This is a genomic window from Cellulosimicrobium sp. PMB13 (genome assembly GCF_051294865.1).
Classification (GTDB): Bacteria; Actinomycetota; Actinomycetes; order Actinomycetales; family Cellulomonadaceae; genus Cellulosimicrobium.
Map to the genome: position 1 here is coordinate 4448946 of NZ_CP145910.1, position 25905 is coordinate 4474850.

A 25905-nucleotide genomic window follows, 5' to 3' on the forward strand; every position below is an offset into this window, starting at 1 on the left:
GCCCTACAGGCCGAGCGCCTCGCGGATCGGGCCGAGCAGGAAGTACACGACGAACATCGCCGACGAGACCCACATGAGCGGGTGGATCGCGCGGACCTTGCCGAGCGCGAGCTTGATGAGCACGAACGCGAGGAAGCCCGCACCGATGCCGTCCGCGATCGAGTACGTGAACGGCATGACGATGATCGTGAGGAACGCCGGGATCGCGATCTCGACGTTCTTCCAGGAGATCCCCGCGATCTGGGTCATCATGAGGAACCCGACGAAGACGAGCGCGGGCGCCGCGGCCTCGTAGGGGACGAGCGCGACAAGCGGCGACAGGAACGTCGCGAGCAGGAACGCGACACCCGTGACGACCGACGCCAGACCGGTCCGCGCGCCCTCGCCGGCGCCGGTGGTCGACTCGACGAAGCTCGTGTTCGACGACACGGACCCGGCGCCACCGGCGGCCGCGGCGATCGAGTCGACGACGAGGATCGCTCGCGAGCGCGGCGGGGTGCCGTCGGCGTCGAGCAGCTTGGCCTCCGCACCGACCGCGACCATCGTCCCCATCGTGTCGAAGAAGTCGGCGAGGAGCAGCGAGAAGACCAGCAGGATGACGGTGACCGTCGCGATGTTCTCGAACGAGCCCAGCAGCGAGAACTGCCCGAGGAGGCCGAAGTCCGGGACGTCGACGACGCCGTCGAACGTCGGGGCGTTGAGGTTGAAGCCGTCGGGGTTCGAGCCGTCGGGCGCCTTCGCCCCGATGTTCAGGGTGTTCTCGAGGACCACGGCGAGCGCGGTCGCGGTGAGGATCGCGATGAGCAGCGCGCCCTTGACCTTGCGCACCCAGAGCACGATGGTCAGCACGAGGCCCACGACGAAGACGAGGATCGGCCACGTGCCGAGGTCGCCGAGCGCGAGGAGCGTGCCGCTGCCCGCGGTGACGAAGCCCGCGTTGACGAGGCCGATGAGCGCGATGAACAGGCCGATGCCGACGCTGATCGCCGTCTTGAGCTCCACCGGTACCGCACGGAAGACCGCCTCCCGGAACCCGGTGAGCACGAGCAGCAGGATGATGAGGCCCTCGATCACCACGAGGCCCATGGCGTCGGCCCAGGTGACGCCCGGCAGGGACGCGATCGAGTACGCGACGACGGCGTTGAGGCCGAGGCCCGCCGCCAGTCCCAGCGGGAAGTTGGCGAAGACCCCCATCGCGATGGTCATGACACCCGCGACGAGCGCCGTCGCCGCGGCGACCTTGCCGAAGTCGGGCGCGTCGCCGCCGCCGAGGAACTGGCCCGTGCCGTCCTGCACGGTCCCGATGATCAGCGGGTTGAGCACGATGATGTAGGCCATCGCGAAGAACGTCACGAGGCCGCCGCGGACCTCCGTGCCGATGGTGGAGCCGCGCTCGCTGATCTTGAAGAAGCGGTCGATCGCGCTGTTGGCAGGCGGAGGCGCCTGCTCGTCCTCTCGGACGGAGGTGGGGGAAGACATGGGGAGAATGCTGCCAGACGCGGGTTACGGGGGCGTAACCGGGATAGGGTGCCCCGCCGTGGCACGCCTCACGCGGCGCCGAGCACGGCCGGGACCGGTGCTCCCACGAGCTCCGCGTGCTCGACCAGGGTCGTCTCGCGGGGCGTCCCCGCGGCGAGCTGGAGCGCGTGGAGCGCGTCGAGGATCGCCGCCGCCCGCTCCCCCGCCGCCCCACCTGGCACCCCGTACAGGAGCCGCGCCGGGCGCAGGGTGTCGAGGACCGCGTGGCCAGACCGGTGCTCGTCAGGCACCCACACGACGTCGGCCCGCACGCCGTCGGCGGCGAGCGACGCCGAGAGCCACGCGGCGGTCCCGGGCAGGACTCCCGCACGGCCGACGACGAGGTCCCCCGGCCCGAGGTGCGGCGCGAGCTGCTCGACGGCGTCGCGCAGCATCGCCGTGCGGGCGCCCGCCTGCGCGTCATCGTCCGCGACGGCCAGACCTCCAGGGACCACGCCAGACCCCACGGCCAGGACGTGCACCCGGGCGCCGGCGACGGCGGTCCGGTCACCGGTGAGCCGCAGCCTCCCGCTGAGGAGAGCGAGGGCGAGAAGGCGCCGCAGCCGCGGCTCGGCAGTCGCGGGCAGCCCGGCACGCAGCCGCCGACGGACCGACGGGTCAGCCTCGAGGGCGACGACGTCGTGGCCCGCCGCGGCGAGGCACGCCGCCTGGACCGCACCGCGGCGACCGCACCCGATGACGGAGACCCTCACGGCGGACCACCCCCACCTCAGTAGGCGCCGTGCCCGGAGAACACGGCGCGCGCCGTGCGGGCGAGGATGAGGAAGTCGCCGAAGAGGGTCCAGTTCTCGACGTAGTACACGTCCAGACGGACGCTCTCCTCCCACGACAGGTCCGAGCGGCCGCCCACCTGCCACAGCCCGGTGAGCCCCGGCTTGACCAGCAGACGACGGCGCACCTTCTTCTCGTACTTCTGCACCTCGCTCTGCAGCGGGGGCCGCGGGCCCACGAGGCTCATGTCGCCGCGCAGCACGTTGAGCAGCTGCGGGAGCTCGTCGAGCGAGTACCGGCGCAGCACCTTGCCCACGCGCGTGACCCGCGGATCGTCGCGCATCTTGAACAGGGGGCCTGCGCCGTCGTTCTGCTCGACGAGGGCGCCCACCTCGTGCTCCGCGCCCGACCGCATCGACCGGAACTTGAACATCGGGAACACCTGCCCGTTGCGGCCTACGCGCTCCTGGCGGTAGAAGACCGGTCCGCGGCTCGTGAGCATCACCGCGAGAGCCACGACCACCAGGACGGGCAGCAGCACGAGGGTGATGAGCGCGGCGCCGAACCAGTCGGTGAGCGTCTTGACCGCGAAGCGCGGGCCGGTGAAGCGCGGGGCGTCGACGTGCAGGAGCGCCACGCTCTCGGCCGGGGTGATCGTGATGCGCGGCCCGGCGACGTCGACGAGCTCTGCCGTCAGCATGAGGTCGACGCCGTACGGCTCGAGCTCCCAGCCGAGCCGTCGGACGACCTCGGCCGTGATGGCGTCCGAGCCGGAGACCGCGACGATGTCCGCCTCGACCCGCGCGGCGACCTCTCCGGCGTCGCGCAGGGAACCCAGCACGGGGATGCCGTCGACCGTCTCGCCCTCCTCGATGCGGCCCGACGGGACGCAGACGCCGACGACGCGGTATCCGGACTCGCTGCGCCCGTTGAGGTCACGGATGAGCCGCTCCGCCTGCTCACGGTGACCGATGGCCAGGACCGCGGAGCGGGCGAACCCGTGGGCGCGCTGCCGGTGGAGCCACTGACGCCACAGGTAGCGTCCGAGGAGGAGACCGCCGAGACCGATGGGGAACGCGAAGGCCAGGTAGCCGCGCGCCTCCTGGAACCGCAGCAGGAACGCCAGGACGGCGAGGACCGCGAAGAGTCGCCACGACGCGTCGAACACGCGGTGGTACTCCGTGGGGCCGCTGCCGAGGACGCGGGGGTCGCGCGTGCGGGTCGCGACGAGGGAGATCGACCAGGCGACTCCCAGGAGCAGGCTGAGGGCGACGTACGGGATCTGCAGGTTGCTGCGGACCGGCTGCTCGACGAACTGCTCCCAGCGCAGGAAGTACGCGACGAGCACGCCGACCGCGATGGCGGCCGTGTCCGTGAGGACGAGTCGGCGGCGGTAGGCCAGCTGCCAGTGGCTGTCGGTGAAGGCCGCCCGCGCGCGGCGCACCCGCGCTGCCGGGGAGGTGGCGAGGAAGGAGCGCAGACCGCGCCGCGTGTCGTGCTCGACGTCGTGGGACACCCGTCCACCTCCTGTCCTCTGATACCCCTGCATGGCGACTCATCCTAGGTTCGTCGATGATCCGGAAAGTGAATTCCCGCTGGCTTTCACCCGGGTGAGAAGGTGTCGGACCGACGTGATCCGGCGACACCCGAGAAGCGCACGATTCCAACGATTCCTGCAATCGCGGAGCGGGACTGAAAGAGTTTGGACGATCGTCCAGTTCGGTCGTTCCGCCGGCCGGTCGCCGGGAGCGTGGCGACCCGGGTCGTCGAACCTCGCCGCCGCGTCGTGGCGTGCCGGCCGGCGACGCTGGAGATCATCACACCAGGTAAGAGACCCCGTACGGACCCCTGTGACCTGGATCACCGGGTGAAAAGGGCCCCCGGTACGATGGCGGTGTGCCCACGTTCGTCACGCTCCTGCTCCACCCCGACCGCCGGCGGCCCGAGCCCGCGCCCCTGCGCGTGGACCTGCGTGCCGTGATCCTGTGGGGTGTCGCGCTGTGGGCGGCGGCCCTCCTCGTGTGCGTCGTGCTCCTCACGACGGGCATGCCCACGGGCCGCGGCGTCGCGACGAGCGTCGTCGGCCTCGTGCTCGGAGGTATCGGCCTGTGGTGGGAGCGCGGGCACCGCGAGAGCTATCGCGCCGGTACCACCGAGCTCCCCGTCGTGCCGCGCGACGACCGCAGGGACAGCACGACCGACTGACCCGCCGTACCCCGGAGCGCGCCGCTCAGGCGTCGTGGTCCCAGAACGACGACGCCACGGCCCGCTCGGCGCTCTCGGGGTCGCGCAGCACCTCCTCGACGAGGTGGCGCCGGTCGAACCTCCCCGCAGACGCGGCCAGCGCCGGCGCGAGGGCCCGCGGTGCGCCGACGTGCACCTCGGCCGCAGCCCCCGACCCGACGACCCACCACGGCACCCGCACGCCCTCGACCCGCAGGTCCGGGTGCTCGCACCACGTCCCGGGCGCGTCGTCCCCCAGGACCCGGCGCACCGGCTCGGGGAGGTCCCGCGGCGTGCCCGCGGCGTCAGGGGGCGGGGCGAGGGGGGCGGCGGCGACGTCGAGCAGGTCGGCGACGGCGCCCACCAGGGCAGCGGGAGCAGGGACCACCGGGCGCAGCGGCGACCACATGGGGTCCGCCGCGACCACGACCTCGGCCGCGTCCGCGACCTCGACGCCCCGCGGACCGAGAGCCGGCAGCCGGTCCGGCGCCGGGTCGAGCTCCTCGCCGCGGGCGGCGAGGCTCGCCAGCGCGCGCCACAGCGCGACGGCGTCGGCGGCGTCGAGCCGCGTCCCGAGGTCGGGCAGCGCGTCCAGCAGACCGACCCACTCGTCCGGCACGAGCAGGTCGAGGCCTCGCACACCGCCGAGCGCGACGAGGACCGCCTCGTCGGTCTCGGGGCCGTCGAGCCCGGCGAGCTCCGGCGGGACCGGGCGCAGGAACGGGACGTCGCCCCGGGCGAACGGGCCGCCGAGCTCGCCGCGCAGCCACCACGCCGTGTACGACGGCGCCTCTCGCCCGGCCGGTGACCGCACCGGCTCGAGCAGCGCGGCCCGCGCGGCCGGGTCCGCGGCGATCGCCGCGAGGACCTCGGGCCACGCGTCGTCGGCGACCGCGTCGAGGTCGGCGACGGCCGCGAGGTCACCCAGGAAGACCCCGGCCCCGAGCACGGTCGTCAGGTGCTCCAGGTACCCCGACCAGTCCGACAACCAGCCCTCGGCGCCGTGAGGCGCGAGGACCGGGTCCTCGCCCGGCGAGGGCGTCAGGACGTCACGCACCCGGTGCACCGCAGGCCCGACGACGACCCCCACCGCCCGCAGCACGGGCTCGCCCCAGTGCTCGACCACGTCCCGGCCCACCACGTCCAGGTCGAGGACACCGCTCGCCCACGACCCCGGCAGGACGAGCGAGCGCGCCGCCGCCGTCTCGCCGTCGGCTGTCGCGAGCGGGAGCTCTCCCCACCAGAACGGCGCGGCGTCGAGCCCCGTCGCGACCGCCGCTCCGACGAGGGCGAGCAAAGACTCGACCGCCGCCGTGACGTCCTCCTCGTCGTCGGACGCAGCCGCCACGGCCAGGACGCGCGCGCGGACCGCGTCGTCGGCGACGAGGTCGCGGACCGACGTCCGACGAGCGCCGAGGCGCTCCAGGAGCGGGTGCGCCGCGTCCGGGTCGACGACGCGCAGGCCCAGGGCTGCGGCGTCGTGCGGGGTGAGGGCCGACCGGGCGCCGGCGGGGCGGAGCTCGTCGGCGTCGTGACGCGAGGCAGGAGCGTCCAGCAGGACGAGCCCGCGCGCCCCGCGCGCGGTGCGGCCGTCGGCGAGGGGCACGGGGAGGGCGCCGAGCGCCTCCCGCACGGAAGGGTCTGCGGCGTGCGGGGCGAGCGCGTCGTAGAGGCCGCGCCAGCCGTCGGGACCGACCGGCGTCCGCAGATCGTCGACGACGTCCGCGAGGTCGAGCACCCCCACCCCGAGGGATCGGGCGACCGGCAGGTGGTGCCGCGGCACCGCGACGAGGTCGGGCACGCCGAGCACGTCGAGCACGGCGGGGTCGGTGCCGACGTCGCCGCTCAGCACCCGCGCGTCGATGGGGCGGACCAGGCGACGCGACCCTGCCACGGGCAGGAGCGGCGTCGCGCGCAGGGCGTCGGTGGCGGCGTCGCGCACGAGGGCGTCGACGGCGCCCGCCGGCAGCCCCGTCGGCACGAGGCTCAGGACGTCGACCCCGCGTGCCGACGCCTCCGTCCCGAGCAGCTCCGCGTACGCCTCGCCCGCACTGCGCGCCACGTGCTCGGTCAACGCTCCCGGAGACACGTGCCGGCGCGACGGGTCGAGCGGGAACGACGCGAGCAGCAACGCCGGGAAGGTCGCGGGCTCGTCGGTGGGCGTGGGCGCGTGCACGACGTGCAGCACGTCGCGGCCGCGCGGCGGGTCCGCCGCGCGCGGCAGCGCCCACGTGACCGCCCAGGAGGTGCGTGACCGCTCCTCGACCGGCCTCCCGGCGAGCAGCTCCGGATCGACCAGGCCCCCGCGGCGGACCGTCGTCCAGCGTTCCTCGACGTCGGCGACCCGTCGGGGCGGGCCGTCGCCGTCGTCGACGGTGATCTCCCGGAGCGCGGTCAGCGCGAGCAGCAACGGGTCGCCGACGTCCGCCAGCTCCGCCCGTACCGCGGCGAGGGCGGCGGCGTCGCGCAGGACGACCTCGACCACGGTGTCGTGACCGTCCGGCACCTCGACGACCGCCGGGAACGGGAGCCGCAGGACGGGCAGCCGGTCGCCGCGCCGGGCGACATCGGCCGCGAGGGCGACGTCGTCGCGCACCACGTCCTCGAGCGCCACGCGGGTGCCGTCCAGCGCGAAGCCGACCGCGCGCTCCCCGGCACCGATGCGGATCTCGTCGGACACCGAGCGCAGCGCGGCGAACCCGACACCGAACCGGCCGACCGTCGTCCCGGCGCCCCGCTCCCCCGTCGCGGACGCGCGCATCGCGGCGAGCGACGCCACGCCCGCCGCATCCAGCGGCGCCCCGGTGTTGGCGGCGCGGAGCACCCAGCTCTCGTCGGCGGTGTCGCCGGTGCCGCGGTGTCCGGACGGTCTCAGGGACAGGACCAGCCGGCCGGGCACCCCGGCGCGAGCGGCGGCGTCGGCGGCGTTCTGCGCGAGCTCGACGACCACGCGGTCCCGGTAGGAGCCGTGGGCGTGGTCCTCCTCGGTGTTGGCGTCCTCGCGCAGACGGGTCGGCGACGACCGCCAGGCCTCGAGGACGGCGCGACGCAGCGCCGCGGTCCCGAGGGGGTCGTGGCTCACGCCCCGGGCTCGTCCTCAGCCGGTCGCGACGGCTCCGCCGCCTCGGTCTCGCTCACGGCGCCCGGTCCGGTCGAGCCGTCGGCCTCGGGGTCGGGCGGGTCCGACGCGTCAGCCTCGGCCTCGGTCGCGGTGTCGGTCGTCCGGGCGGAGGCCTCGGTCGGGGCCGCCGCCTCGAGCATCGAGACGAGCTCGACGTGCATCTCGTCGATGAGCGGTGCGGCGTCGGGCCAGTCGCTCGGCTGCGGGTCCACGTCCGTCTCGGAGTGCGCGCCGCACCCGTGGTCGAGGCTGACGACCTTGCCGTCGTCGGGCGACCACGCGTTCGCGCACACGCCGAACACCTGGCCGAGCGCGCCCTGGAGCGGCACGAGGAAACCGCACGACCCGCACTCGGCCGCCGACGCGACGGCGCCACGCGTCGTCGGGCCGCGCGAGCCGCGGTACCAGCGCTCGGCGGCCTCGTCCCGGCCCTGCGGCGAGAGCACGCGAGCGCGCGCGAGCGCGAGCTCCTCGATCGCGACGGCGTCCTCCTGCTCGTCGCCCGTCGGCACGTAGCCGGGCTCGAGGCGCGGGTCGTCCGCGCGGAACGGCAGCACGTCGCCAGGACCCACGTCACCCGGCCGCAGACGCTCGGACCACGGCAGCCACGCGGGCGCGAGCAGCGCGCCGTCGCCGGGCAGGAGCTCGACCTCGCACACGGTCGCGACCCGCCCGCGCGGCACGCGCGCGAGCGTCACGGTCCAGTGCCAGCCGGAGTACCCGCGCATCGTGCACGCGAACCGGTGCGAGATGAGCCTGTCGGCCTCCGCGACGGTGCCGAGGTGCTCGCCGACGTCCTGAGGGTTCTCCGCGACCTCCTCGGCCGCGGCGCGGGCGACGTCGACGGCGCCCGTCAGGACGGCGTCGCGCGCGGCTCGCGCGGACACCCCGCGCACGCGCTCCTCGGCGGCTGCCACGGCACTCATGCTCAGGCCTCGATCTCGTCCGCGACCGCGCGCAGCACGGCGGCGACCTTCGTCGCCTTGCCCTTCTCCGGGTACCGGCCGCGGCGCAGGCCGTTGCCGATCCCGTCGAGCTCCTTGATGAGGTCCTCCACGATCACGGCCATCTCGTCGGCCGAGCGACGCTTGGCCTTCACGACCGACGGCGCGGGGTCGAGGAGCTTGACGGCGAGCGCCTGAGGGCCACGACGGCCGTCGGCGACGCCGAAGTCGACGCGCGCTCCGGGCTTGGGGGCGGGCGCGCCCGCGGGGAGCGCGGAGGCGTGCAGGAAGACCTCGCCGCCGTCGTCGTCGGCGATGAAGCCGAAGCCGCGCTCGGTGTCGAACCACTTGACCTTGCCGGTGGGCACGTGGACCTCGTTCGTGCTCGTAGGGACCAGAGACCTCAGGCTACCGGCCTCGTCGGGCAGTCGCCGCATCGATACCGCGCGCCGGACGGCGCCTCACGGCGCGCCGCTCCCGGGGTCGGCGGCGCGCCCGACGACGCCGAGGTCGGCGCCGACCCGCAGCGCGACGGCGTCGAACCACGAGGCGCGGTCGCCGACCGTGCGTTCGAGGTGCCCGAACAGCTCGAACGAGACCGTGCCGAACAGGGTCGTCCAGGCGATGAGGGTCCGCACGACGCTCTCCGTCGGCGCGTCCGGGCCGACCAGCCCACGCTCGGCGACGTACGCGCGCGCGTCGGCGACGAGCACGGTGGCGTCGTCGGCGCCGACCGGCTCCGGGACGGGTCCCCGCCCGGCCGCCCACGCGTCCCCCGCGATCCGGACGAGGACCCGCACGACCCGTGTCGCCGGCTCGACGGTGTCCCTCGGTGCGGCGTAGCCAGGTACCGGCGTGCCGTAGAGCAGCGCGAAGTCGCCCGGGCGCGCGACGCACCACGACCGCAGCGCGCGGCACGCGGCGAGCCAGCGGCCCTCGAGGTCGTCGCGCGCGACGGCCGCCTCCGCGTCCTCGACCGCGGCGCCCAGGCCGTCGTAGCACTCGACGAGCAGCGCCGTGAGGAGCGCGTCACGGCTGGGGAAGTACCGGTAGACCGCCGACGACACCATGCCGACGTCGCGGGCGACCGCCCGGAGCGAGAGTGCGCTCGGGCCGTCGGTCGCGAGGCGGGCGCGCGCGGCGTCGAGGATCTCGCGCGTGAGGGTCTCGCGGGCCAGGGCGCGGGCGTTCCGGGGTGCTGCCATGCGCCCCAGGGTCCCAGACGAGAGCAGTGTCCGCCAACGAGAGCAGCAACCTCGGAAGAGAGCACTGCTCTTGCTCTTTCCGGCCGTCCATGCCAGGCTGCTCGAAAAGAGAGCACCGCTCTCGGAAATGGAGACCGTCATGCCCAGCACGCCTCTCGACCGCCACGTCGTCGTCGGCGCCGGCCCCGTGGGCCGTCACGTCGCTTCCCTGCTCGCCGCGCGCGGGTCGTCCGTCACCGTCGTCACGCGCAGCGGCCGCGACACCGGGGTCCCCGGGGTCCGGCACGTCGCGCTCGACGCGTCCGACGCCGACGCGCTCAGCCGCATGGTCGAGGGTTCGCACGTCCTCTACAACTGCGCGAACCCCGGGGACTACACCGAGTGGGAGCGCGTGTGGCCGCCGCTCGCCGCGTCGCTGCTCACGGCCGCCGAGCGCAGCGGGGCCGTCTACGCCATCACCGGCAACCTCTACCCGTACGGGCCGGTCGACGCACCCCTGACCGAGGACCTGCCGGACGCCGCGACCGACCACAAGGGCGTGCTGCGCGCCCGGCTCTGGGCCGACGCGCTCGCCGCGCACCGCGACGGACGGGTCCGCGCCGTCGAGGTGCGCAGCTCGGACTTCATGGGCCCGGGCGTCGGGGGCAACGGCCACGTGTCGCGCGTCGTCCCGGCGGCGTCGCGCGGGAAGGCCGTGACGATGATGGGCCGCACCGACCTCCCCCACACCTTCACCGACGTGCAGGACGCCGCGCGCACGCTCGTCGCGGCCGCCGAGGACCCCGGCGCGCACGGCCGCACGTGGCACACCCCGAGCAACGCGCCGCGCAGCCAGGAGCAGGCGCTGACCGACGTCCTCGCGAGCGCCGGGCTGCCACCGGTGCGCGTGCGGTCGCTGCGCGGGGCCGGGCTCGCCGCCGTGGGGCTGTTCTCCCCGCTGATGCGCGAGCTCCGCGAGCTGATCTACCAGTGGGAGCGCCCCTACGTCCTCGACGACTCGGCGGCCCGCGCCCGGTTCGGCATCGAGCCGACGCCCTGGGACGAGGTCTGCCGCCGCACGGCCGGCGGCTGAGCGCCCAGCGGCTGAGCGCCCTGCGGCGGAGCGGCGCGTCGCGGGACCGCGCGCTGCTGGTCGGCGTAGCTGCGGGCGGCGGGGCGCCTCGCGCGCGTGCGCACCGTTCGGCACTGCGTACCGCGCTCGGCACCTGGTGCGGTGTTCGGCGGTTCCAGGTGCCGAACGCGGTACCCAGCCGCCGAACCGTCGTCGAAGCGCGGTGCGGGCGAGACGCCGATGCGGCCCGGTGGGCGGCCCGAAGCTCGTCCACAGTCCCGACGGACGACACCTCGTCCACAGGGACGTCGTCCGCCGCAGCGCCCGGCACCGGCCGACCGGCACCCTGCGCGGGTGACGACCGACGACAGCCCGTCCCAGGGCACGCCCGACCGACGACACCTCCGCCTCTCCCGCGAGCACCCGCCGTCGACGGTCCGGCGCGCCGCGTCCTCGGGCCGGTGGGAACGGGTCCGGCGCGGCGCCTACCGCGACGCAGACGCCGGCATCGCGGTAGGGCACGCCGCACGACGGGCCCTGCTGGTGGACCGGGCGACCGCGCTCCACCTCGGCCTCACCGCCGACCACGTCCTGAGCCACCGGACGGCCGCGCTCGTCCACGGTCTGCGTCTGTGGTCGCTCCCGGAGCAGGTCGACGTCGTGCAGGGGTACCGACGATCGGCGAGTGCCGACCCGGCGGTGGCGCGTCACCTCGGCAGCGTCCCGGACGACGAGCGCTGCGTCGTCCAGGGCCTGCCCGTCACCACGCTCGCGCGCACGGTCGCGGACTGCCTGCGCACGCTGCCCGCGCTCGACGGGCTGGTCGTCGCCGATGCCGCGCTCGCCCGAGGGATAGGCCGGGCGGAGGTGGCTGCGCTCCTTGCGCGTCGACCGCGTGCTGCGGGCAACCCGTCCGCACGGCACGTGCTCACGCTCGCCGACGGCGGCGCCGAGTCCGCGTGGGAGTCGTGGTTGCGCTACGTCGTGCTCCGCCTCGGCCTGCCGCGCCCGACGACGCAGCTCAGCCTGCGCACGGAGATCGGCTGGGTGCGGGCCGACCTGGGCTGGGAGGAGTGGCGGCTCCTCCTCGAGTTCGACGGGCTGGTGAAGTACCGGACCTCCGGCGACGGTCTCGCCCCACGGCACGACCCGGGGCGCGTCCTCGTGGCGGAGAAGCGCCGTCAGGAGGCGATGGAGGCGACCGGGCGTCACGTCCTGCGGTTCACCGCGCGCGACAGGCCCGCCGAGGTCGGAGCGCGCGTGCTGCGTCGGGTGCCGCGCGCCGTCGTGTCGGAGTTGCGTCCGGACCGCTGGCTCCCTCCCCTCGACTGATCCGAGCGCGCCGCACGACAGTTCGGCGGCTCGTGCACAGGTCGGCGCTCCCAGCGCCGTTCGGCGTCTCGAACCGCCGAACGCGAGCACGAGCCGCCGAACCGTCGACGTCCGTGGCATCGCAGGCATGCGCAGGTGAGCGCTCCGCCCGCGTAGCATCGAACGGATGGCCATCTCCACCTCCGGACGGTCCGCGACGTTCAGCGACACGGTGCGCTCGAGCGACGACGCGCGACTCGTCGCGCTCCTGACGCGACGCCCCGACCTGGCCACGCCCTCGCCGTCGACGCTCCTGTCGCTCGCCGCCCGCGCGTCGAGCCGCACGAGCCTGGAGCGCGCCCTGGCCGGGCTGAGCGCGTTCGAGCTGCACGTGCTCGAGTCGGTGCTGCTCCTCGACCCGGTGACCGGTCCGACGACCCCCCGGGAGATCGCGGCCGCGCTCGGCATCCGTGGCACGGCCGGCGTCCGGGCGACCACGGAGGCCCTGACGCGCCTCGCCGAGGCGGCGCTCGTGTGGGCCCCGGACCCCGCGCGGCCTGCGAGCCGCCGCCCCGCGCCGGGCCTCGCCGAGATCCTCGGGCCCTATCCCGCCGGGCTCGGTCCTGCGGCGGGCGTCGCGCCCGACGACGTGCCGACGGTCCCCGTCCCCGCCGACGCCCCGCCCGGTGCGTCGGCGATCCTCGACGCGCTCACGTGGGGCCCGCCGGTCGGCGTCGCGCCGCGCACCGACCCGGCGGCCCGGCGCGCCGTGGCCTGGCTCGTCGACCACGGGTACCTGCACGCGACCGACGACCGCCACGTCGTGCTGCCCCGCGAGGTCGGGCTGGCGCTCCGCGGCGGCCGCACGCACCGTGACGTGCGCACGACGGCGCCCGTGCCCGACGTCCGCGAGGTCCCGGAGGCGACCGTCGACGCCGAGTCCGCGAGCGCCGGGATCGAGGCCGTGCGGCTCGTGGCCCGGCTCGTCACGGCGTGGCAGGAGGACCCGCCCGGCGTGCTGCGCTCCGGCGGGCTCGGCGTGCGGGAGCTGCGCCGCGCCGCCGCGACGCTCGAGGTCGACGACGCGACCGCGGCAGCGGTGGTGGAGCTCGCCGCTGCGGCAGGGCTGGTCGCGGACGACGGCGACGACCCGCCGTCGTTCACGGCGACGCCTGCCGCCGAGGACTGGCTGGACGACGACCTCGGCGACCGGTGGGCGACCCTCGCGCGCGGCTGGTGGCGTTCACGCCGCACCCCGTGGCTCGTGGGCAGCCGCGACGAGAAGGGGGCGCTGCGCGGCGCGCTCGACCCGGAGCTGTGGCGCCCGTGGGTGCCGCGGCTGCGCAGGACGGTGCTGGACGTCCTCGCCGACGCCCCCGGGCGCGGACCTGGAGCACCCGAGGTCGTCGAGGTGCTGCGCTGGCGCACGCCCCGCGCCGTCCCGCCGGAGCAGGCGGTCGCCGGCCTCCTGCGCGAGGCCGCGCTGCTGGGCGTCACGGGCGCGGGGGCGCTCTCGGCGCCGGGGCGCGCCCTGCTCGGTCAGGACGACGACAACGCTCCGACGCTCCCCGCCGCGTTCGCGGCCGTCCTGCCGCCCGAGGTCGACGAGCTCCTGCTGCAGGGCGACCTCACCGGGATCGTGCCGGGGCGCCCGTCGGGCCCGCTGAGCCGGCTCGTGGAGATCGCGGCCGACGTCGAGTCGCGCGGCGCCGCGACGACGGTCCGGTTCTCCGCGGAGTCGGTCGTGCGCGCGCTCGACCACGGGCGCACGGCCGACGACCTTCTGACCGAGCTCGCGGCGCACTCGCGCACGCCGGTCCCCCAGGCGCTCGAGTACCTCGTGCGCGACGCCGCGCGGCGGCACGGGCGCGTGCGCGTCGGCACCGCGTCGAGCTATGTCCGCGCGGAGGACCCGGCGCTGCTCGCCGGCCTGGTCGAGGCGTCCGCGCTGCGGCACCTCGGGCTCGTGCGGATCGCACCCACCGTGCTCGTCGCGGCGGTCCCGGCGAGCGAGCTCCAGTCGGCGCTGCGCGACCGTGGCGTGGTCTCGGCGGTCGAGGGCCCGGACGGGCGGGTGCTGGTGGCCGACGGCGGTCGGCGCCCCGGCCCGCCGGGCGGCGGTCGCCAGGTCGTGGGCCGACGACGTGCCCGTGCCGTGGCGGCAGGCTTCGGCCCCGGTGCCGACGACGACGCCCTGCGGCCCGGCGACGGGCGTGCCGGTCCGAGCGGCGAGAAGTATGCGGCGCTCGTCGCGCGACTGCGCGCGGCCGACGCGGCGGCGGGTCAGTTCCAGGGGCAGGGACAGGACGGCGGCGGACCGTCGGGCCGCGCCGGTGCCTCGTCCCGGCGACGCGACGGTGGCTCTGCCCTGCCCGGCTCCCCGGACGGTGCGACGGGCCGTGGGGGCGGGCGGGCGTCGTCGGGCACGGGCACGGCGCCCGGGGACGCGGCGCCCGCGGAGGGATCGGCGGTGCGCGGCGCGAGCCGGCAGGCAGACGGGGATGGAACAACGGACCCGGCGGCCGCGTTGGGTCTCCTGCGCGAGGCGATCGCGGACGGCTCGTCGGTGTGGCTCGAGGTCGTGGGGTCCGTCGGGACCCCGACCCGGCGGCTCGTGCGACCGCTGACGCTCGACGGCGGGCGCCTGCGTGCGCAGGACCCGGCGCGCGACGCCGAGCTCACCGTCGCGGTGCACCGCATCGCCTCCGTCACCCCGGCGCGGTCGAGCGACCACGACGGGGCGAGATAGAACCGTGGTCGCCGAGGTAGAGCCCAGGTCACCGATCACGGCTCCATCTCGCCGACCACGGCTCTACCTCGCACACCACGGCACTACCTCGGCACCACCTCGGCAAGGAGACGCATGACCGACGGCCCCCTCATCGTCCAGAGCGACAAGTCCCTGCTCCTCGAGGTCGACCACCCGCGCGGCGGCAAGGCGCGACGCGCCATCGCGCCGTTCGCCGAGCTGGAGCGCGCCCCCGAGCACGTGCACACGTACCGACTGACCCCGCTCGGGCTGTGGAACGCGCGCGCCGCGGGCCACGACGCCGAGCAGGTCGTCAACACCCTCATCGAGTACTCGCGGTACCCGGTGCCGCACGCGCTGCTCATCGACATCGCCGAGACGATGTCGCGCTACGGGCGGCTCACGCTCGCGCAGCACCCGGTGCACGGGCTCGTGCTCGAGGCGACCGACCGCGCCGTGCTCGCCGAGGTCCTCAAGTCCAAGCGGACCGCGGGCCTCGTGGGCGAGCGGATCGACGAGACGACCGTCGTCGTGCACCCCTCCGAGCGCGGCCACCTCAAGCAGGTGCTCGTCAAGCTCGGCTGGCCCGCCGAGGACCTCGCGGGCTACGTGGACGGCGAGAAGCACGAGATCGCGCTCAGTCCCACGACGCCGCCGCGCACCGAGGGCGAGGCGCCGAAGCCGTGGGAGATGCGGCCCTACCAGGCCCAGGCCGTGGACGGGTTCTGGCACGGCGGGAGCGGCGTCGTCGTGCTGCCGTGCGGCGCCGGCAAGACGATCGTCGGGGCCGGTGCGATGGCGAGGTCCGGGACGACGACCCTCATCCTCGTGACGAACACCGTGAGCGCGCGGCAGTGGCGCGACGAGCTCGTGCGCCGCACCTCGCTCACCGAGGACGAGATCGGCGAGTACTCCGGCGCGCGCAAGGAGATCAAGCCCGTCACGATCGCGACGTACCAGGTGCTCACGACGAAGCGGAAGGGCGTCTACACGCACCTCGAGCTGCTCGACGCGCGCGACTGGGGCCTCGTGGTCTACGACGAGGTGCACCTGCTGCCCGCGCCGATCTTCCGCATGACCGCGGACCTGCAGGCTCGGCGCCGGCTCGGCCTCACGGCGACGCTCGTGCGCGAGGACGGCCGCGAGGACGAGGTGTTCTCGCTCATCGGGCCGAAGCGCTACGACGCCCCGTGGAAGGACATCGAGGCGCAGGGCTACATCGCGCCCGCGGACTGCGTCGAGGTGCGCCTCACGCTGCCCGAGTCCGACCGGATGACGTACGCCGTGGCGGAGCCCGAGGACAAGTACCGGCTCGCGGCGACGGCGGCGGGCAAGAACCGCGTCGTCGAGCAGATCGTCGCGCAGCACCCGGACGACCAGGTGCTCGTCATCGGGCAGTACCTCGACCAGCTCGAGGAGCTGAGCAACCACCTCGACGCGCCGCTCATCACCGGCGCGACGACGGTCCGCGAGCGCCAGCGCCTGTTCGAGGCCTTCCGCTCGGGCGAGATCTCGCGGCTCGTGGTGTCGAAGGTCGCGAACTTCTCCATCGACCTGCCGGAGGCGTCGGTCGCGATCCAGGTGTCCGGCTCGTTCGGCTCGCGCCAGGAGGAGGCCCAGCGCCTCGGCCGCGTCATGCGACCCAAGGCGGACGGCAGGACGGCGCACTTCTACGCCGTCGTCGCGCGCGACACCGTCGACCAGGACTTCGCGGCGCACCGCCAGCGGTTCCTGGCGGAGCAGGGGTACGCCTACCGCATCGTCGACGCCGAGGACCTGGGCGTCGTGCAGTGACGGGTGGGGGCCCTGCGACGCAGGAGCGCGGCACCCGCCCGGCGCGGAACGGCGCCCGGGTCCGACCATGAGCACCGAGGACCTGGGCATCACCGACACTGCGCAGTAGAGGGTGGCCTGCGATTGCAGGCCGGGGGTCCCTGGGAAAGGATCGGGCGCGTGAGACCGCTCGTGCGTACGCCCTCCCCTGCCCCCGTCACGACGGCGAGCCACGGGATCCGGCGTCGCGTCGCCGGGGTCCTGGCGCTCGTGACGGGTGTGCTGCTCGCAGCAGGCCCGACGGCGGTGGCCACGGCGCTCCCCGCGACGTCGCCGCTCGCCGGCCCCCCGGTCGCCGGGTCACCGCTCCCCGCCGAGGCGCCGCTCGCCGTCGAGGGCGAGATCACGGACCCTGAGGGCGTCCTCGGCGACCGCACGGGCGAGGTCCAGGACGCCCTCGACCGGTTGGCCACAGACACGGACCTGCAGCTCTTCGTCGTGTACGTGCCCGACCTGGACGGCATGGACGGCATCGACTGGGCGAACACGACGGCGAACCTGTCGGGCCTCGGCGTCGACGACCTGCTGCTCGCGGTGGGCACCCAGGACCGCCGGTACGGGTTGTCGTACGACAACAACGTCGCGCTGAGCGACGCCGGCCTGGACCGGATCACGTCCGCCGTCGAGGACCACCTGCGGGAGGACGACTGGGCGGGCGCGGCGATCGCCGCCGCGGACACCGCGCGGGAGTCGGCGACCGGCGGTGACGGCGGCGGGGTGAGCTGGTTCCTCGTGCTCGCGGTGGGCGGGCTGCTCGTGCTCGTCGTGGTCCTCGTGGTGCGCGCCGTCGCGAACCGCCGACGCCGCGCGGAGCGCGCCGGCGCCGCCGCCGGGCCCGCTCCCGGGAGCCTGGAGTCGTTGCCGACCGACGAGCTGGACCGTCGGGCGAGCGCCGCGCTGGTCGCGATCGACGACGCGCTGAAGACGTCGGAGCAGGAGCTCGGCTTCGCGCAGGCCCAGTTCGGGATCGAGGCGACGCAGCAGTTCTCGGCGGCTCTGGCCGCGGGCAAGCAGCGGGTGACCGAGGCGTTCGCGCTGCGCCGACAGCTTGACGACAGCACCCCGGAGTCGGAGCCGCAGGCCCGCGCGCTGATGGCGCGGATCATCACGCTGTGCGACGAGGTCGCGGACGCCCTCGACGCGCAGTCCACGACGTTCGACGAGCTGCGCGACCTCCAGGCCCGCGCGCCGCAGGTGCTCGACGAGACGGACCAGCGCGCGACCGAGGTTCTCGCACGCGTCCCGACGTCCCGCACGACGCTCGACACCCTCGCCCGCACCTATCCGGCGACGGCGCTCGCGTCGGTCGCGCAGAACCCGGATCAGGCGGAGGCGCTGGTCGCGGGGGCGCAGGAGTCGGTGACCCGGGGCCGGGAGGCCCTCACCCGCAAGGACCGGGCAGCGGCGGTGGCGCTCGCCCGTGCGGCGCAGAACGCCGTCGGTCAGGCGGTCACGCTCCTCGACGCGGTCGAGCGCGCGGGGACGGACCTCGCGCAGGCGGGCGCTCGTCTGGACAAGGGGCTCGCCTCGATCCGGGCGGACCTGGCCGACGCCGGCCGGCTCGCACCGCAGGACCCTGCGGTCGTGCCCGCCCTCTCCGAGGCGCAAGCCGCAGCCGAGGCGGCGGCGACGGTGCACGACGGCGGCGACCCCCTCGCCGCCCTGCGACGCCTCACCGACGCGGAGGCGGCGCTCGACACGGCTCTCGCCCCGTTCCGCGAGCGCGCGGAGCAGTCGGCCCGCGCGAACGCGCTGCTGCGCGAGACCCTGCTGCGCGTGGACTCCCAGGTGCGCGCGACGAACGACTTCATCGAGACCCGGCGCGGCGCCGTCGGGCCCGAGGCACGCACCCGCCTCTCGGAGGCGATCCGCCTGCTCGGCGAGGCCCGCTCCCTCCAGCCCACGGACCCGGTGACCGCCCTGCAGCGCGCGCAGCAGGCCGATGCGCAGGCGCAGGCCGCCGCGCAGCTCGCCCAGCAGGACGCGTCCCGGTGGGACGCCTCGCAGGGCGGGGGGCTCGGCGGCTTCGGCGGGGGCGGCGGCTACGGCTCGGGCGGAGGGAGCAACGTCGGCGGCATGGTGCTCGGCGGCATCCTCCTCGACTCGATCCTGCGCGGGGGCGGCGGCCGGGGCGGTCGCAGCGGAGGCTTCGGCGGAGGCAGCTTCGGCGGAGGGTTCGGCGGCGGCGGCTTCGGCGGCGGGCGCTCGGGCGGACGGTCCGGCGGCAGGTCGTCCGGGGGCCGCTCGGGACGCGGCGGGCGGTTCTGACGAGAAGCCCCGCTCCGGCACCCGCATCGGCGCACCTGCGGCACGGCAAGGCACGGCACGCACCAGATGGCAGGCAGCACCACCCGGTCACGGCACCACGCAACGACAGGAGAGGCACCATGGCGGAGAAGCAGAGCATCTTCGGGCGCATCGCCCAGCTCACGAGGGCCAACATCAACGCGCTGATCGACAACGCGGAGGACCCGCAGAAGATGCTGGACCAGCTCGTGCGGGACTACACGAACAACATCGCCGAGGCCGAGCAAGCCGTCGCGCAGACCATCGGCAACCTGCGCCTCGCCGAGCAGGACTACAACGAGGACGTCGCGGCGGTGCAGGAGTGGGGGCAGAAGGCCGTCGCCGCCTCCGCGCAGGCGGACCGCTACCGCCAGAGCGGCGACACCGCCAACGCCGACAAGTTCGACAACCTCGCCAAGCTCGCACTGGGCAAGCAGATCGCCGCGGAGGGCGAGGTGCGCCAGGCAGAGCCGCTCATCGCGTCGCAGCGCGACACCGTCGAGAAGCTGAAGTCCGGTCTCGCGCTCATGAAGGACAAGCTCGGCGAGCTGCGCTCGAAGCGCGACTCGCTCGTCGCCCGCCAGAAGAGCGCGCAGGCGCAGCAGACCGTGCAGGGTGCCATCAGCTCGATCAACGTCCTCGACCCGACGAGCGAGATCTCCCGCTACGAGGACATGGTGCGGCGCGAGGAGGCGATGGCGATGGGCCAGGCCGAGGTCGCGGCGTCGAGCCTCGACGCGCAGTTCGCCGAGCTCGAGACGTCCGGCGAGGCGATCGAGATCGAGGCGCGCCTCGCCGCGCTCAAGGGCGGGTCGGCCTCGTCGGCTCCTCAGGTCGCGCCCACGCAGGTCACCCCCGAGATCGGGTCCGGCACGACCACCCAGGACGCGCCGACGTCGGGCTGGTGACGCGGGGCCCTGGACGCTCGGTCGGGTCCGCGGCGGTGGGTGCGCCCCGCGGTGGGGGCGCCGTCGGTGCTCGGGCTGCCGCGCCGTCACCTCGCACTGTCAGCCGTCAGTCCTAGGAGCGCGGCTCTTACGCCCTTCGCATCCGACGCCGCCCCCACCCCTCGTGCCTCGCGTCACCTCGGCGCGGGGTCGCCAGCGATCGGTGGCGGACGGGTCACCATGCGATCGCTCGTGCCTCGCGTCACCTCGGCGTGGGGTCGCGAGCGATCGACGTGCGGACGCGTCACCATGCGATCGGAGGCGAGACCAGTCGCCGAGCGGTCGACGGCGGAGCGAGGAAGGGGCCGGGTCGTGGCGGGTCTGGCGGGAGCCCGCGAGGTACGAGCGGGCGGATGGTAGACCCGGCCCCTTCCTCGTGGAGCCGTCGATCGCGGACCCACGCCGCCCAGCCCCAACGGCTCAATGGCCCAACGACTCAAACGGCTCAGCAGCTCGGCGGCTCAGGCCGTGACGAACCGCCGTTCGACGGCGGCGCGCACCTCGGCGACGAACGCGGCGGCGAGGCGGCGGCCGGCGTCGGCGATCTCGGTGGCGTGCTCGTCGAACCCGGCGAGCACGGCGGCGGTGTCGACGTCGTCGTAGCGGTCGCACCAGCCGGCGAGGCTCGCCCAGGAGACCTCGGGGTGGAACTGGACGCCGAGCGCCGAGCCGAGGCGGAACGCCTGGTAGGGGTACATGTCCGACGACGCGAGCCACACAGCGCCTGCCGGCAGGTCGACGACCGCGTCGCCGTGCGCGCTCGCCACCCAGCGGACCGGGTCGTCGCCTGTCGCGAGGGCCCCGAGGACGGGGTCGGACTCGGCGGCGTGCCGCCAGAACAGCTGCGTCGCGCCGACCTCCCGCCCAGGAGGCGCAGCGACCTCGACCCGGCCCCCGCCCGCGACGGCGAGGAGCTGGGCGCCGAGGCAGACGCCGAGCGTCGGGACGCCGGACGTCGCCGACCCGAGCAGCAGCTCCCGCACGGCCGGGAGCCAGGGCGCGCGGGCGTCGTCGTACGCCGACATGTGGCCGCCGAGCACGACGAGGCCGTCGCCGACCTCGCCGACCGTGGGGACGGGTTCGCCGTCGTAGGCCCGCACGACGCGCAGGTCGGCGTCGAGGTGGTCGGCCCAGGTGTCGAGCGTGACGTCCGCGGAGCTCTGGACGACCGTGAGGCGCACGGCGGGACGCTCGGGGCCGAGCGGGGCTCCGGCGGTCCCGGAGGGCGCTCCGGACGGGCCGGACGGGGTGTCGAACGTGGTCACGAAGGACGACCGTACCCACTGGCCCCCCGCACGACGCAAACCGCGACGTCACACGGCCGGACCGCCGGAGCCCGGGACACGGGTCACGGCTAGGCTGACCGCATGTCTGACCCCCAGATCGTCGCGCCCCCGCCCGCCGTCGAGCAGCCGCGCCGCACGTACCTCGTCGTGGACGGCGAGAACATCGACGCGACGCTCGGCATGAACGTCCTCGGGCACCGCCCGGCCCCGGAGGAGCGTCCGCGCTGGGACCGGATCGTCGACTTCGCGCGCCAGGCCTGGGGCCAGGACGTCACGCCGCTGTTCTTCCTCAACGCGTCGTCCGGGCAGATGCCGATGTCGTTCGTGCAGGCGCTGCTCGCGATGGGCTACCGGCCCATCCCGCTCGCGGGGACGGGCAGCGAGAAGGTCGTGGACATCGGTATCCAGCGCACGCTCGACGCGCTGCGCGACCGGCCCGGCGACGTCCTGCTCGCGAGCCACGACGGCGACTTCCTGCCGCAGGTCGAGACCCTCCTGGAGGACCCGGACCGGCGCGTGGGCGTGCTCGCGTTCCGCGAGTTCGTCAACGTGCGGCTCTCGGAGCTCACCGCGCGCGGGCTCGAGGTGTTCGACCTCGAGGACCACGCCGGGGCCTTCACGACGATGCTCCCCCGCGTCCGGATCATCCCCCTCGCGGACTTCGACCCGCTGCGCTACCTCTGACGCGTGCCGCGGGCTGCGCGCTCAGGCGTGCAGCTCGCGGTACAGCGGGGTGGGGAACGACGCCGTCGTGCCGTCCCCGCCGAGCAGCGCGGCGATGCGCCCCGCCTCGGCGCCCACGGCGGCCTCGGCGTCCGCGCCGACGTCCTCGAGCAGGCGGAACACGGGCTCCCCGCCGCGTCGCACGGTCCACGCGCCGACGATCCGCCCCTCCCACCAGACGGTCGCGCCCGCGTTGCCGATCGTGTCGAAGAGCTGGTCGCGGTGCGGCCCGAGGTACCAGTCCCGCTGGTACCAGCCCATCGTCGTCGGGTCGAGCGAGGGCACGAGCGAGACGACGCTCTCGACCGTGTCCGGTGGCAGGTCCAGCGACCCGTCGTCGAGCGTCTGCGCGAGCACGACGCCGCGCGCGGCCTCCCGCTCCCCCGTCCCGCCGGGTGCGCCCACCTCCACGTCGACCTCGCGCACGTCCAGCGCGCCGAGCGCCGCACGCGTGTCCCGGAGGTTCCAGCCGGTCCACCACTGCAGGTCCTTCTCGGTCGCCGGCCCGAACGCGGCGAGCCAGGCGCGCGCGAGGTCGGCACGCGCCGTCGGCTCGTCGACCTCCGGGATCCCGCCCGGGAACCAGTCGTCCATCGGTGCCCACACGTGGCGGTTCGAGGACCACGAGCCGCGCGGCTCCCCGCGCACGACGACGCCCTCCGCCGAGAGCATCGAGAGGAGCTGGCTCGTGGCCGTGCGCCGCACGTCCCACGACTTCGTGGTCGTCGGCAGGAACGCGGTGCGCAGCGCGGGCACGGCGCGGGACAGGCTCGCGCCGTCGAGCGGGCCCTGCTCCGCGAGCGCGGCGTGCACCTGCCGCTCGGTCTCGGCGAGGAATGCCTGCGCGTCCTCGACCGGCGGGTCGGTCGGCAGGGTCGCGAGCTCCTTGAGCAGACGGGTGCGCAGGCGTCGCCCGACGGCCGCCCCCGCGGCGGCGTGCACGACCGGGACCAGCTCGCGCCGCACGACGAACATCGTCCGGCGCATCGCGAGCACCTTGACGAGCGTGCGCCGCCCGAACAGCGCGTCGCGGACGTCCTGGAGCTCGAGCCCGGGCACGCGTGCGAGGACGGACAGGTACACGCTCGGGGCGTCCGTGGCGTGCAGGGCGAGGACGCGGTCGACGACGTCCTCGACCGTCCGTGCGGCGGGCAGGCCGGGACGGTCGACGCCGGGGGCGAGCTGACGGGCCACGAGCAGGCGACGACGCTGCTCCACGGTGATGCGCACCCCGCCATCCTGCCCGCCGCCGCCCACGACCGCTCCGCCGAGACGTGGGCTCCCGCCCTGATCCGGCCGATCCCGGGGCGGAAGCTCACGTCTCGGCGGCTGAGACGAGCACCGGCACCGGTGGAGCGGTCTCCCAGGCAGCTCCCAGAGGACGCGCGCACACTGGATCCATGAGCACTCCCGAGGCACGCCTCGTCGTGGTGGACGACGAGCCGAACATCCGCGAGCTCCTGGCCACCTCCCTGCGCTTCGCAGGGTTCGAGGTGCACGCCGCCGCGGACGGCCAGAGCGCGCTCAAGCTCGTGCGCGACGTCGACCCGGACCTCGTCGTCCTCGACGTCATGCTGCCCGACATGGACGGGTTCACCGTCACGCGCCGCATGCGCGAGAAGGGCCAGCGCACGCCGGTCGTCTTCCTCACCGCGAAGGACGACACGCGCGACAAGGTGACCGGCCTGACCGTCGGCGGCGACGACTACGTGACCAAGCCGTTCAGCCTCGAGGAGGTCGTCGCCCGCATCCGGGCCGTGCTGCGCCGCACCCACGCCGAGCCCCTCGACGACGCCGTGCTCCGCTTCGCCGACCTCGAGCTCGACGAGGACTCGCACGAGGTCCGCCGCGCAGGCGTCGACGTCGACCTGTCCCCCACCGAGTTCAAGCTCCTGCGCTACCTCATGCTCAACGCCGGCCGCGTGCTGTCCAAGGCGCAGATCCTCGACCACGTGTGGCAGTACGACTGGGGCGGCGACGCGAACATCGTCGAGTCGTACATCTCCTACCTGCGCCGCAAGATCGACAACCTCACGGTGCCGGGCCCGGACGGCGAGCCCGTCGCCCTGCCGCCCCTCATCCACACCAAGCGCGGCGTCGGGTACCTGCTGCGGCAGCCGCCGGGTGCACCGTCGTCATGACCGCAGGGTCCGACCGCACGACGACCGACCGGCCTGCCGTGCCGCCCCCACCCTCCGGTGACGCCGCGCGCCCGGCCGGCGACGCGCCGTCGGGCACGGCCGGGGGCACGGCCGGCAGCGGAACGGGTACCCCGGGCCCGACGACGCAGCGCCCCTACGGCCGGCGCGTGCCCACCGGGGACTGGAGCTGGTTCGCGCGCGTCCCGCTGCGCGCGCGGCTCGTCGCGATCATCGTGCTGCTGCTCGTCGCGGGTCAGGGGATCGCCGCGCTCCTGACGACGACGGTCGTGTCCGAGTTCCTCGTGCGGCAGGTCGACGAACAGCTCGGGCGGTCGGCGGGCGAGGTCGCCGAGTCGACGCTCAACCAGGGGCCCGTCCGCAGCGTGCTCCCGAGCGACTACTACGTGCTCGCCCGGGACCGGGACGGCAACAGCGCGCCCCTGAGCTGGCCGCAGACGGTCTCGCGGTACGGCGAGCCGGACATCCCGGCCATGTCCGACCCCGAGGTGCGCGAGCGGTCCGGTGAGCCGTTCACCGTGTCGTCGACCGGTGGGTCGGACCCGGCGACGTGGCGGGTCGTCCCCTTCTTCATCCGCAGCGAGCTGACCGGCGAGATCCAGGGGACCGCGTTCGTCGCGCTGCCGCTGACCGGCATCCACGAGACGGTCAAGGTGCTGGGCCGTACGCTCGCGCTGTCCGCGCTGGGGATCGCGCTCGTCGGCGGGGCGGTCGCCTACCTGGCGGTGCACCGCGCGCTGCGGCCGCTGCGCGAGATCGAGGAGACCGCCGCGGGGATCGCGGGAGGCGACCTCGCGCGACGCGTGCGGCCGGCACCGCCGACCACCGAGGTCGGCTCGCTCGCGGCGTCGCTCAACGCGATGCTGTCGCAGATCGAGGAGGCGTTCGCCGTGCAGGAGGCCTCGGAGGCACGCATGCGGACGTTCGTGTCCGACGCGAGCCACGAGCTGCGCACGCCGCTCGCGACCATCCGCGGCTACGGAGAGCTGTACCGGATGGGGGCGCTCGACACCCCGGACAAGGTCGACGACACGATGGGGCGCATCGAGGACTCGGCGACCCGCATGGGCACGCTGGTCAACGACCTGCTGGCGCTCGCGCGCCTCGACGAGGGCCGGCCGCTGCGCCACGAGCCGGTCGACCTCGCCGCGCTCGCCAAGGACTCCGCGCAGGACCTGCACGCGCTGGACCCGTCGCGCGACGTGCAGGTCGTGGGGCTCGCCGCGGGGTCGGTCGCGCCGGACCCGCTGCGCGTCGTCGGCGACGAGGACCGGTTGCGGCAGGTGCTGGCCAACCTCGTGGGCAACGTCGCACGCCACACGCCCCCCGGCACGGCCGCGCAGATCGCCCTCGGTGTCGTCGCGGCGCCCCCGCCGCCCGCGGGCAGGGCGGCTGCCGCGGACGCCGAGCACGGCGTGCCGCGCGGGGCGACGGCGGTGCTCGAGGTCCGCGACCACGGCCCCGGCGTCCCCGCCGGGCAGGAGGACCGCGTGTTCGAGCGCTTCTACCGGGCGGACTCGTCGCGCAACCGCGCGTCCGGCGGCTCGGGCCTCGGCCTCGCGATCGTGGCGGCGATCGTCGCCGCGCACCGGGGGCACGTCTCGGTGCGCAGGACCGACGACGACGGCGGGCTGACCGTCCGGGTGGAGCTCCCGCTCGCCCCAGGCCGCGACCCGTCGTCCTGACACCTGCCGCCGGGCAGGGGCTACGATGGCGCGTCGTCGTCGGTGGATCGACCTAGGCTGGAAGCGAAGGCCCGGCAGGAACGCTGACGACGTCGGGCCTGCCGGTCGGTTCCCCCGGCCGGTGCCGCTCCT

Annotated in this window: 19 protein-coding genes; 10 read left to right on the top strand and 9 right to left on the bottom strand. The window is 75.1% G+C overall.

Annotated elements, in window-relative coordinates; genetic code table 11:
• Window positions 1–3: 3 nt before the first annotated feature.
• The 3 genes from V5D56_RS19790 to V5D56_RS19800 form a co-directional block, all read right to left on the bottom strand.
• A complete protein-coding gene (locus V5D56_RS19790) occupies window positions 4–1479 on the bottom strand; it encodes an NCS2 family permease (RefSeq protein ID WP_435736972.1) in 1476 nt (491 codons plus the stop codon).
• Between the two features lie 68 nt (window positions 1480–1547).
• Window positions 1548–2231: a hypothetical protein gene (locus V5D56_RS19795; RefSeq protein WP_435736973.1), complete on the bottom strand. Its 684-nt coding sequence runs from the start codon at window positions 2229–2231 to the stop codon at window positions 1548–1550.
• 17 nt (window positions 2232–2248) lie between these two features.
• Window positions 2249–3766: a sugar transferase gene (locus V5D56_RS19800; protein ID WP_435736974.1), complete on the bottom strand. Its 1518-nt coding sequence runs from the start codon at window positions 3764–3766 to the stop codon at window positions 2249–2251.
• A gap of 380 nt (window positions 3767–4146) precedes the next feature.
• Here V5D56_RS19800 and V5D56_RS19805 point away from each other — a divergent pair, with 380 nt between their 5' ends.
• A complete protein-coding gene (locus V5D56_RS19805) occupies window positions 4147–4455 on the top strand; it encodes a DUF2530 domain-containing protein (protein ID WP_435736975.1) in 309 nt (102 codons plus the stop codon).
• Window positions 4456–4480: 25 nt separating this feature from the next.
• On the opposite strand, the gene V5D56_RS19810 is transcribed toward V5D56_RS19805, so the two are convergent.
• The 4 genes from V5D56_RS19810 to V5D56_RS19825 all read right to left on the bottom strand — a co-directional run bounded on the left by V5D56_RS19810 (window position 4481) and on the right by V5D56_RS19825 (window position 9743).
• Window positions 4481–7555: a sacsin N-terminal ATP-binding-like domain-containing protein gene (locus V5D56_RS19810; protein WP_435736976.1), complete on the bottom strand. Its 3075-nt coding sequence runs from the start codon at window positions 7553–7555 to the stop codon at window positions 4481–4483.
• On the bottom strand, window positions 7552–8520 hold the full coding sequence (locus V5D56_RS19815) for a DUF3027 domain-containing protein (RefSeq protein ID WP_435736977.1): 969 nt from the start codon (window positions 8518–8520) through the stop codon (window positions 7552–7554). The genes V5D56_RS19810 and V5D56_RS19815 overlap by 4 nt, the downstream gene beginning before the upstream one ends.
• Window positions 8521–8522: 2 nt before the next feature.
• Window positions 8523–8906: a cold-shock protein gene (locus V5D56_RS19820; protein WP_251150583.1), complete on the bottom strand. Its 384-nt coding sequence runs from the start codon at window positions 8904–8906 to the stop codon at window positions 8523–8525.
• A 93-nt stretch (window positions 8907–8999) separates the two neighbouring features.
• Window positions 9000–9743 (bottom strand): TetR/AcrR family transcriptional regulator, encoded by a 744-nt coding sequence (locus tag V5D56_RS19825; RefSeq protein ID WP_435736978.1) that lies wholly within the window; start codon window positions 9741–9743, stop codon window positions 9000–9002.
• Between the two features lie 139 nt (window positions 9744–9882).
• Between V5D56_RS19825 and V5D56_RS19830 the strand changes: the two genes are divergently transcribed.
• From V5D56_RS19830 to V5D56_RS19855, 6 genes are all read left to right on the top strand, one after another.
• Entirely contained in the window at window positions 9883–10815 is a 933-nt protein-coding gene (locus tag V5D56_RS19830; RefSeq protein ID WP_435736979.1) for an NAD-dependent epimerase/dehydratase family protein, read from the top strand.
• Window positions 10816–11148: 333 nt separating this feature from the next.
• Window positions 11149–12126 carry a hypothetical protein gene (locus V5D56_RS19835; protein ID WP_435736980.1) on the top strand — a complete coding sequence of 326 codons (978 nt, stop codon included), beginning with the start codon at window positions 11149–11151 and terminating at the stop codon, window positions 12124–12126.
• Between the two features lie 166 nt (window positions 12127–12292).
• The gene (locus V5D56_RS19840) at window positions 12293–14854 is read left to right on the top strand and encodes a helicase-associated domain-containing protein (protein ID WP_435736981.1); all 2562 of its coding nucleotides are present in this window, start codon (window positions 12293–12295) and stop codon (window positions 14852–14854) included.
• 114 nt (window positions 14855–14968) lie between these two features.
• On the top strand, window positions 14969–16648 hold the full coding sequence (locus V5D56_RS19845) for a DNA repair helicase XPB (protein WP_435736982.1): 1680 nt from the start codon (window positions 14969–14971) through the stop codon (window positions 16646–16648).
• Window positions 16649–16807: 159 nt separating this feature from the next.
• A complete protein-coding gene (locus V5D56_RS19850; RefSeq protein ID WP_435736983.1) occupies window positions 16808–18955 on the top strand; it encodes a TPM domain-containing protein in 2148 nt (715 codons plus the stop codon).
• 119 nt (window positions 18956–19074) lie between these two features.
• The gene (locus tag V5D56_RS19855; protein ID WP_435736984.1) at window positions 19075–19881 is read left to right on the top strand and encodes a PspA/IM30 family protein; all 807 of its coding nucleotides are present in this window, start codon (window positions 19075–19077) and stop codon (window positions 19879–19881) included.
• A 500-nt stretch (window positions 19882–20381) separates the two neighbouring features.
• Here the strand turns inward: V5D56_RS19855 and V5D56_RS19860 are convergent, their stop codons facing one another.
• Window positions 20382–21185: a type 1 glutamine amidotransferase gene (locus V5D56_RS19860; RefSeq protein ID WP_435736985.1), complete on the bottom strand. Its 804-nt coding sequence runs from the start codon at window positions 21183–21185 to the stop codon at window positions 20382–20384.
• A gap of 102 nt (window positions 21186–21287) precedes the next feature.
• On the opposite strand from V5D56_RS19860, the gene V5D56_RS19865 reads away from it, so the two are divergent.
• On the top strand, window positions 21288–21890 hold the full coding sequence (locus tag V5D56_RS19865; protein ID WP_435736986.1) for an NYN domain-containing protein: 603 nt from the start codon (window positions 21288–21290) through the stop codon (window positions 21888–21890).
• A 21-nt stretch (window positions 21891–21911) separates the two neighbouring features.
• On the opposite strand, the gene V5D56_RS19870 is transcribed toward V5D56_RS19865, so the two are convergent.
• Entirely contained in the window at window positions 21912–23159 is a 1248-nt protein-coding gene (locus V5D56_RS19870) for a winged helix DNA-binding domain-containing protein (RefSeq protein WP_435736987.1), read from the bottom strand.
• Window positions 23160–23329: 170 nt separating this feature from the next.
• Here V5D56_RS19870 and V5D56_RS19875 point away from each other — a divergent pair, with 170 nt between their 5' ends.
• Window positions 23330–24070 (top strand): response regulator transcription factor, encoded by a 741-nt coding sequence (locus V5D56_RS19875; RefSeq protein WP_435736988.1) that lies wholly within the window; start codon window positions 23330–23332, stop codon window positions 24068–24070.
• On the top strand, window positions 24067–25773 hold the full coding sequence (locus V5D56_RS19880) for a sensor histidine kinase (protein ID WP_435736989.1): 1707 nt from the start codon (window positions 24067–24069) through the stop codon (window positions 25771–25773). Before V5D56_RS19875 ends, V5D56_RS19880 begins: the two co-directional genes overlap by 4 nt.
• Window positions 25774–25905 lie beyond the last annotated feature (132 nt).

Coding starts and splice junctions, on each gene's coding strand:
- V5D56_RS19845 (WP_435736982.1), top strand. CDS start 14,969: ATGACCGACGGCCCCCTCATCGTCCAGAGCGACAAGTCCCTGCTCCTC.
- V5D56_RS19840 (WP_435736981.1), top strand. CDS start 12,293: ATGGCCATCTCCACCTCCGGACGGTCCGCGACGTTCAGCGACACGGTG.
- V5D56_RS19875 (WP_435736988.1), top strand. CDS start 23,330: ATGAGCACTCCCGAGGCACGCCTCGTCGTGGTGGACGACGAGCCGAAC.
- V5D56_RS19790 (WP_435736972.1), bottom strand. CDS start 1,479: ATGTCTTCCCCCACCTCCGTCCGAGAGGACGAGCAGGCGCCTCCGCCT.
- V5D56_RS19855 (WP_435736984.1), top strand. CDS start 19,075: ATGGCGGAGAAGCAGAGCATCTTCGGGCGCATCGCCCAGCTCACGAGG.
- V5D56_RS19880 (WP_435736989.1), top strand. CDS start 24,067: ATGACCGCAGGGTCCGACCGCACGACGACCGACCGGCCTGCCGTGCCG.
- V5D56_RS19825 (WP_435736978.1), bottom strand. CDS start 9,743: ATGGCAGCACCCCGGAACGCCCGCGCCCTGGCCCGCGAGACCCTCACG.
- V5D56_RS19830 (WP_435736979.1), top strand. CDS start 9,883: ATGCCCAGCACGCCTCTCGACCGCCACGTCGTCGTCGGCGCCGGCCCC.
- V5D56_RS19815 (WP_435736977.1), bottom strand. CDS start 8,520: ATGAGTGCCGTGGCAGCCGCCGAGGAGCGCGTGCGCGGGGTGTCCGCG.
- V5D56_RS19865 (WP_435736986.1), top strand. CDS start 21,288: ATGTCTGACCCCCAGATCGTCGCGCCCCCGCCCGCCGTCGAGCAGCCG.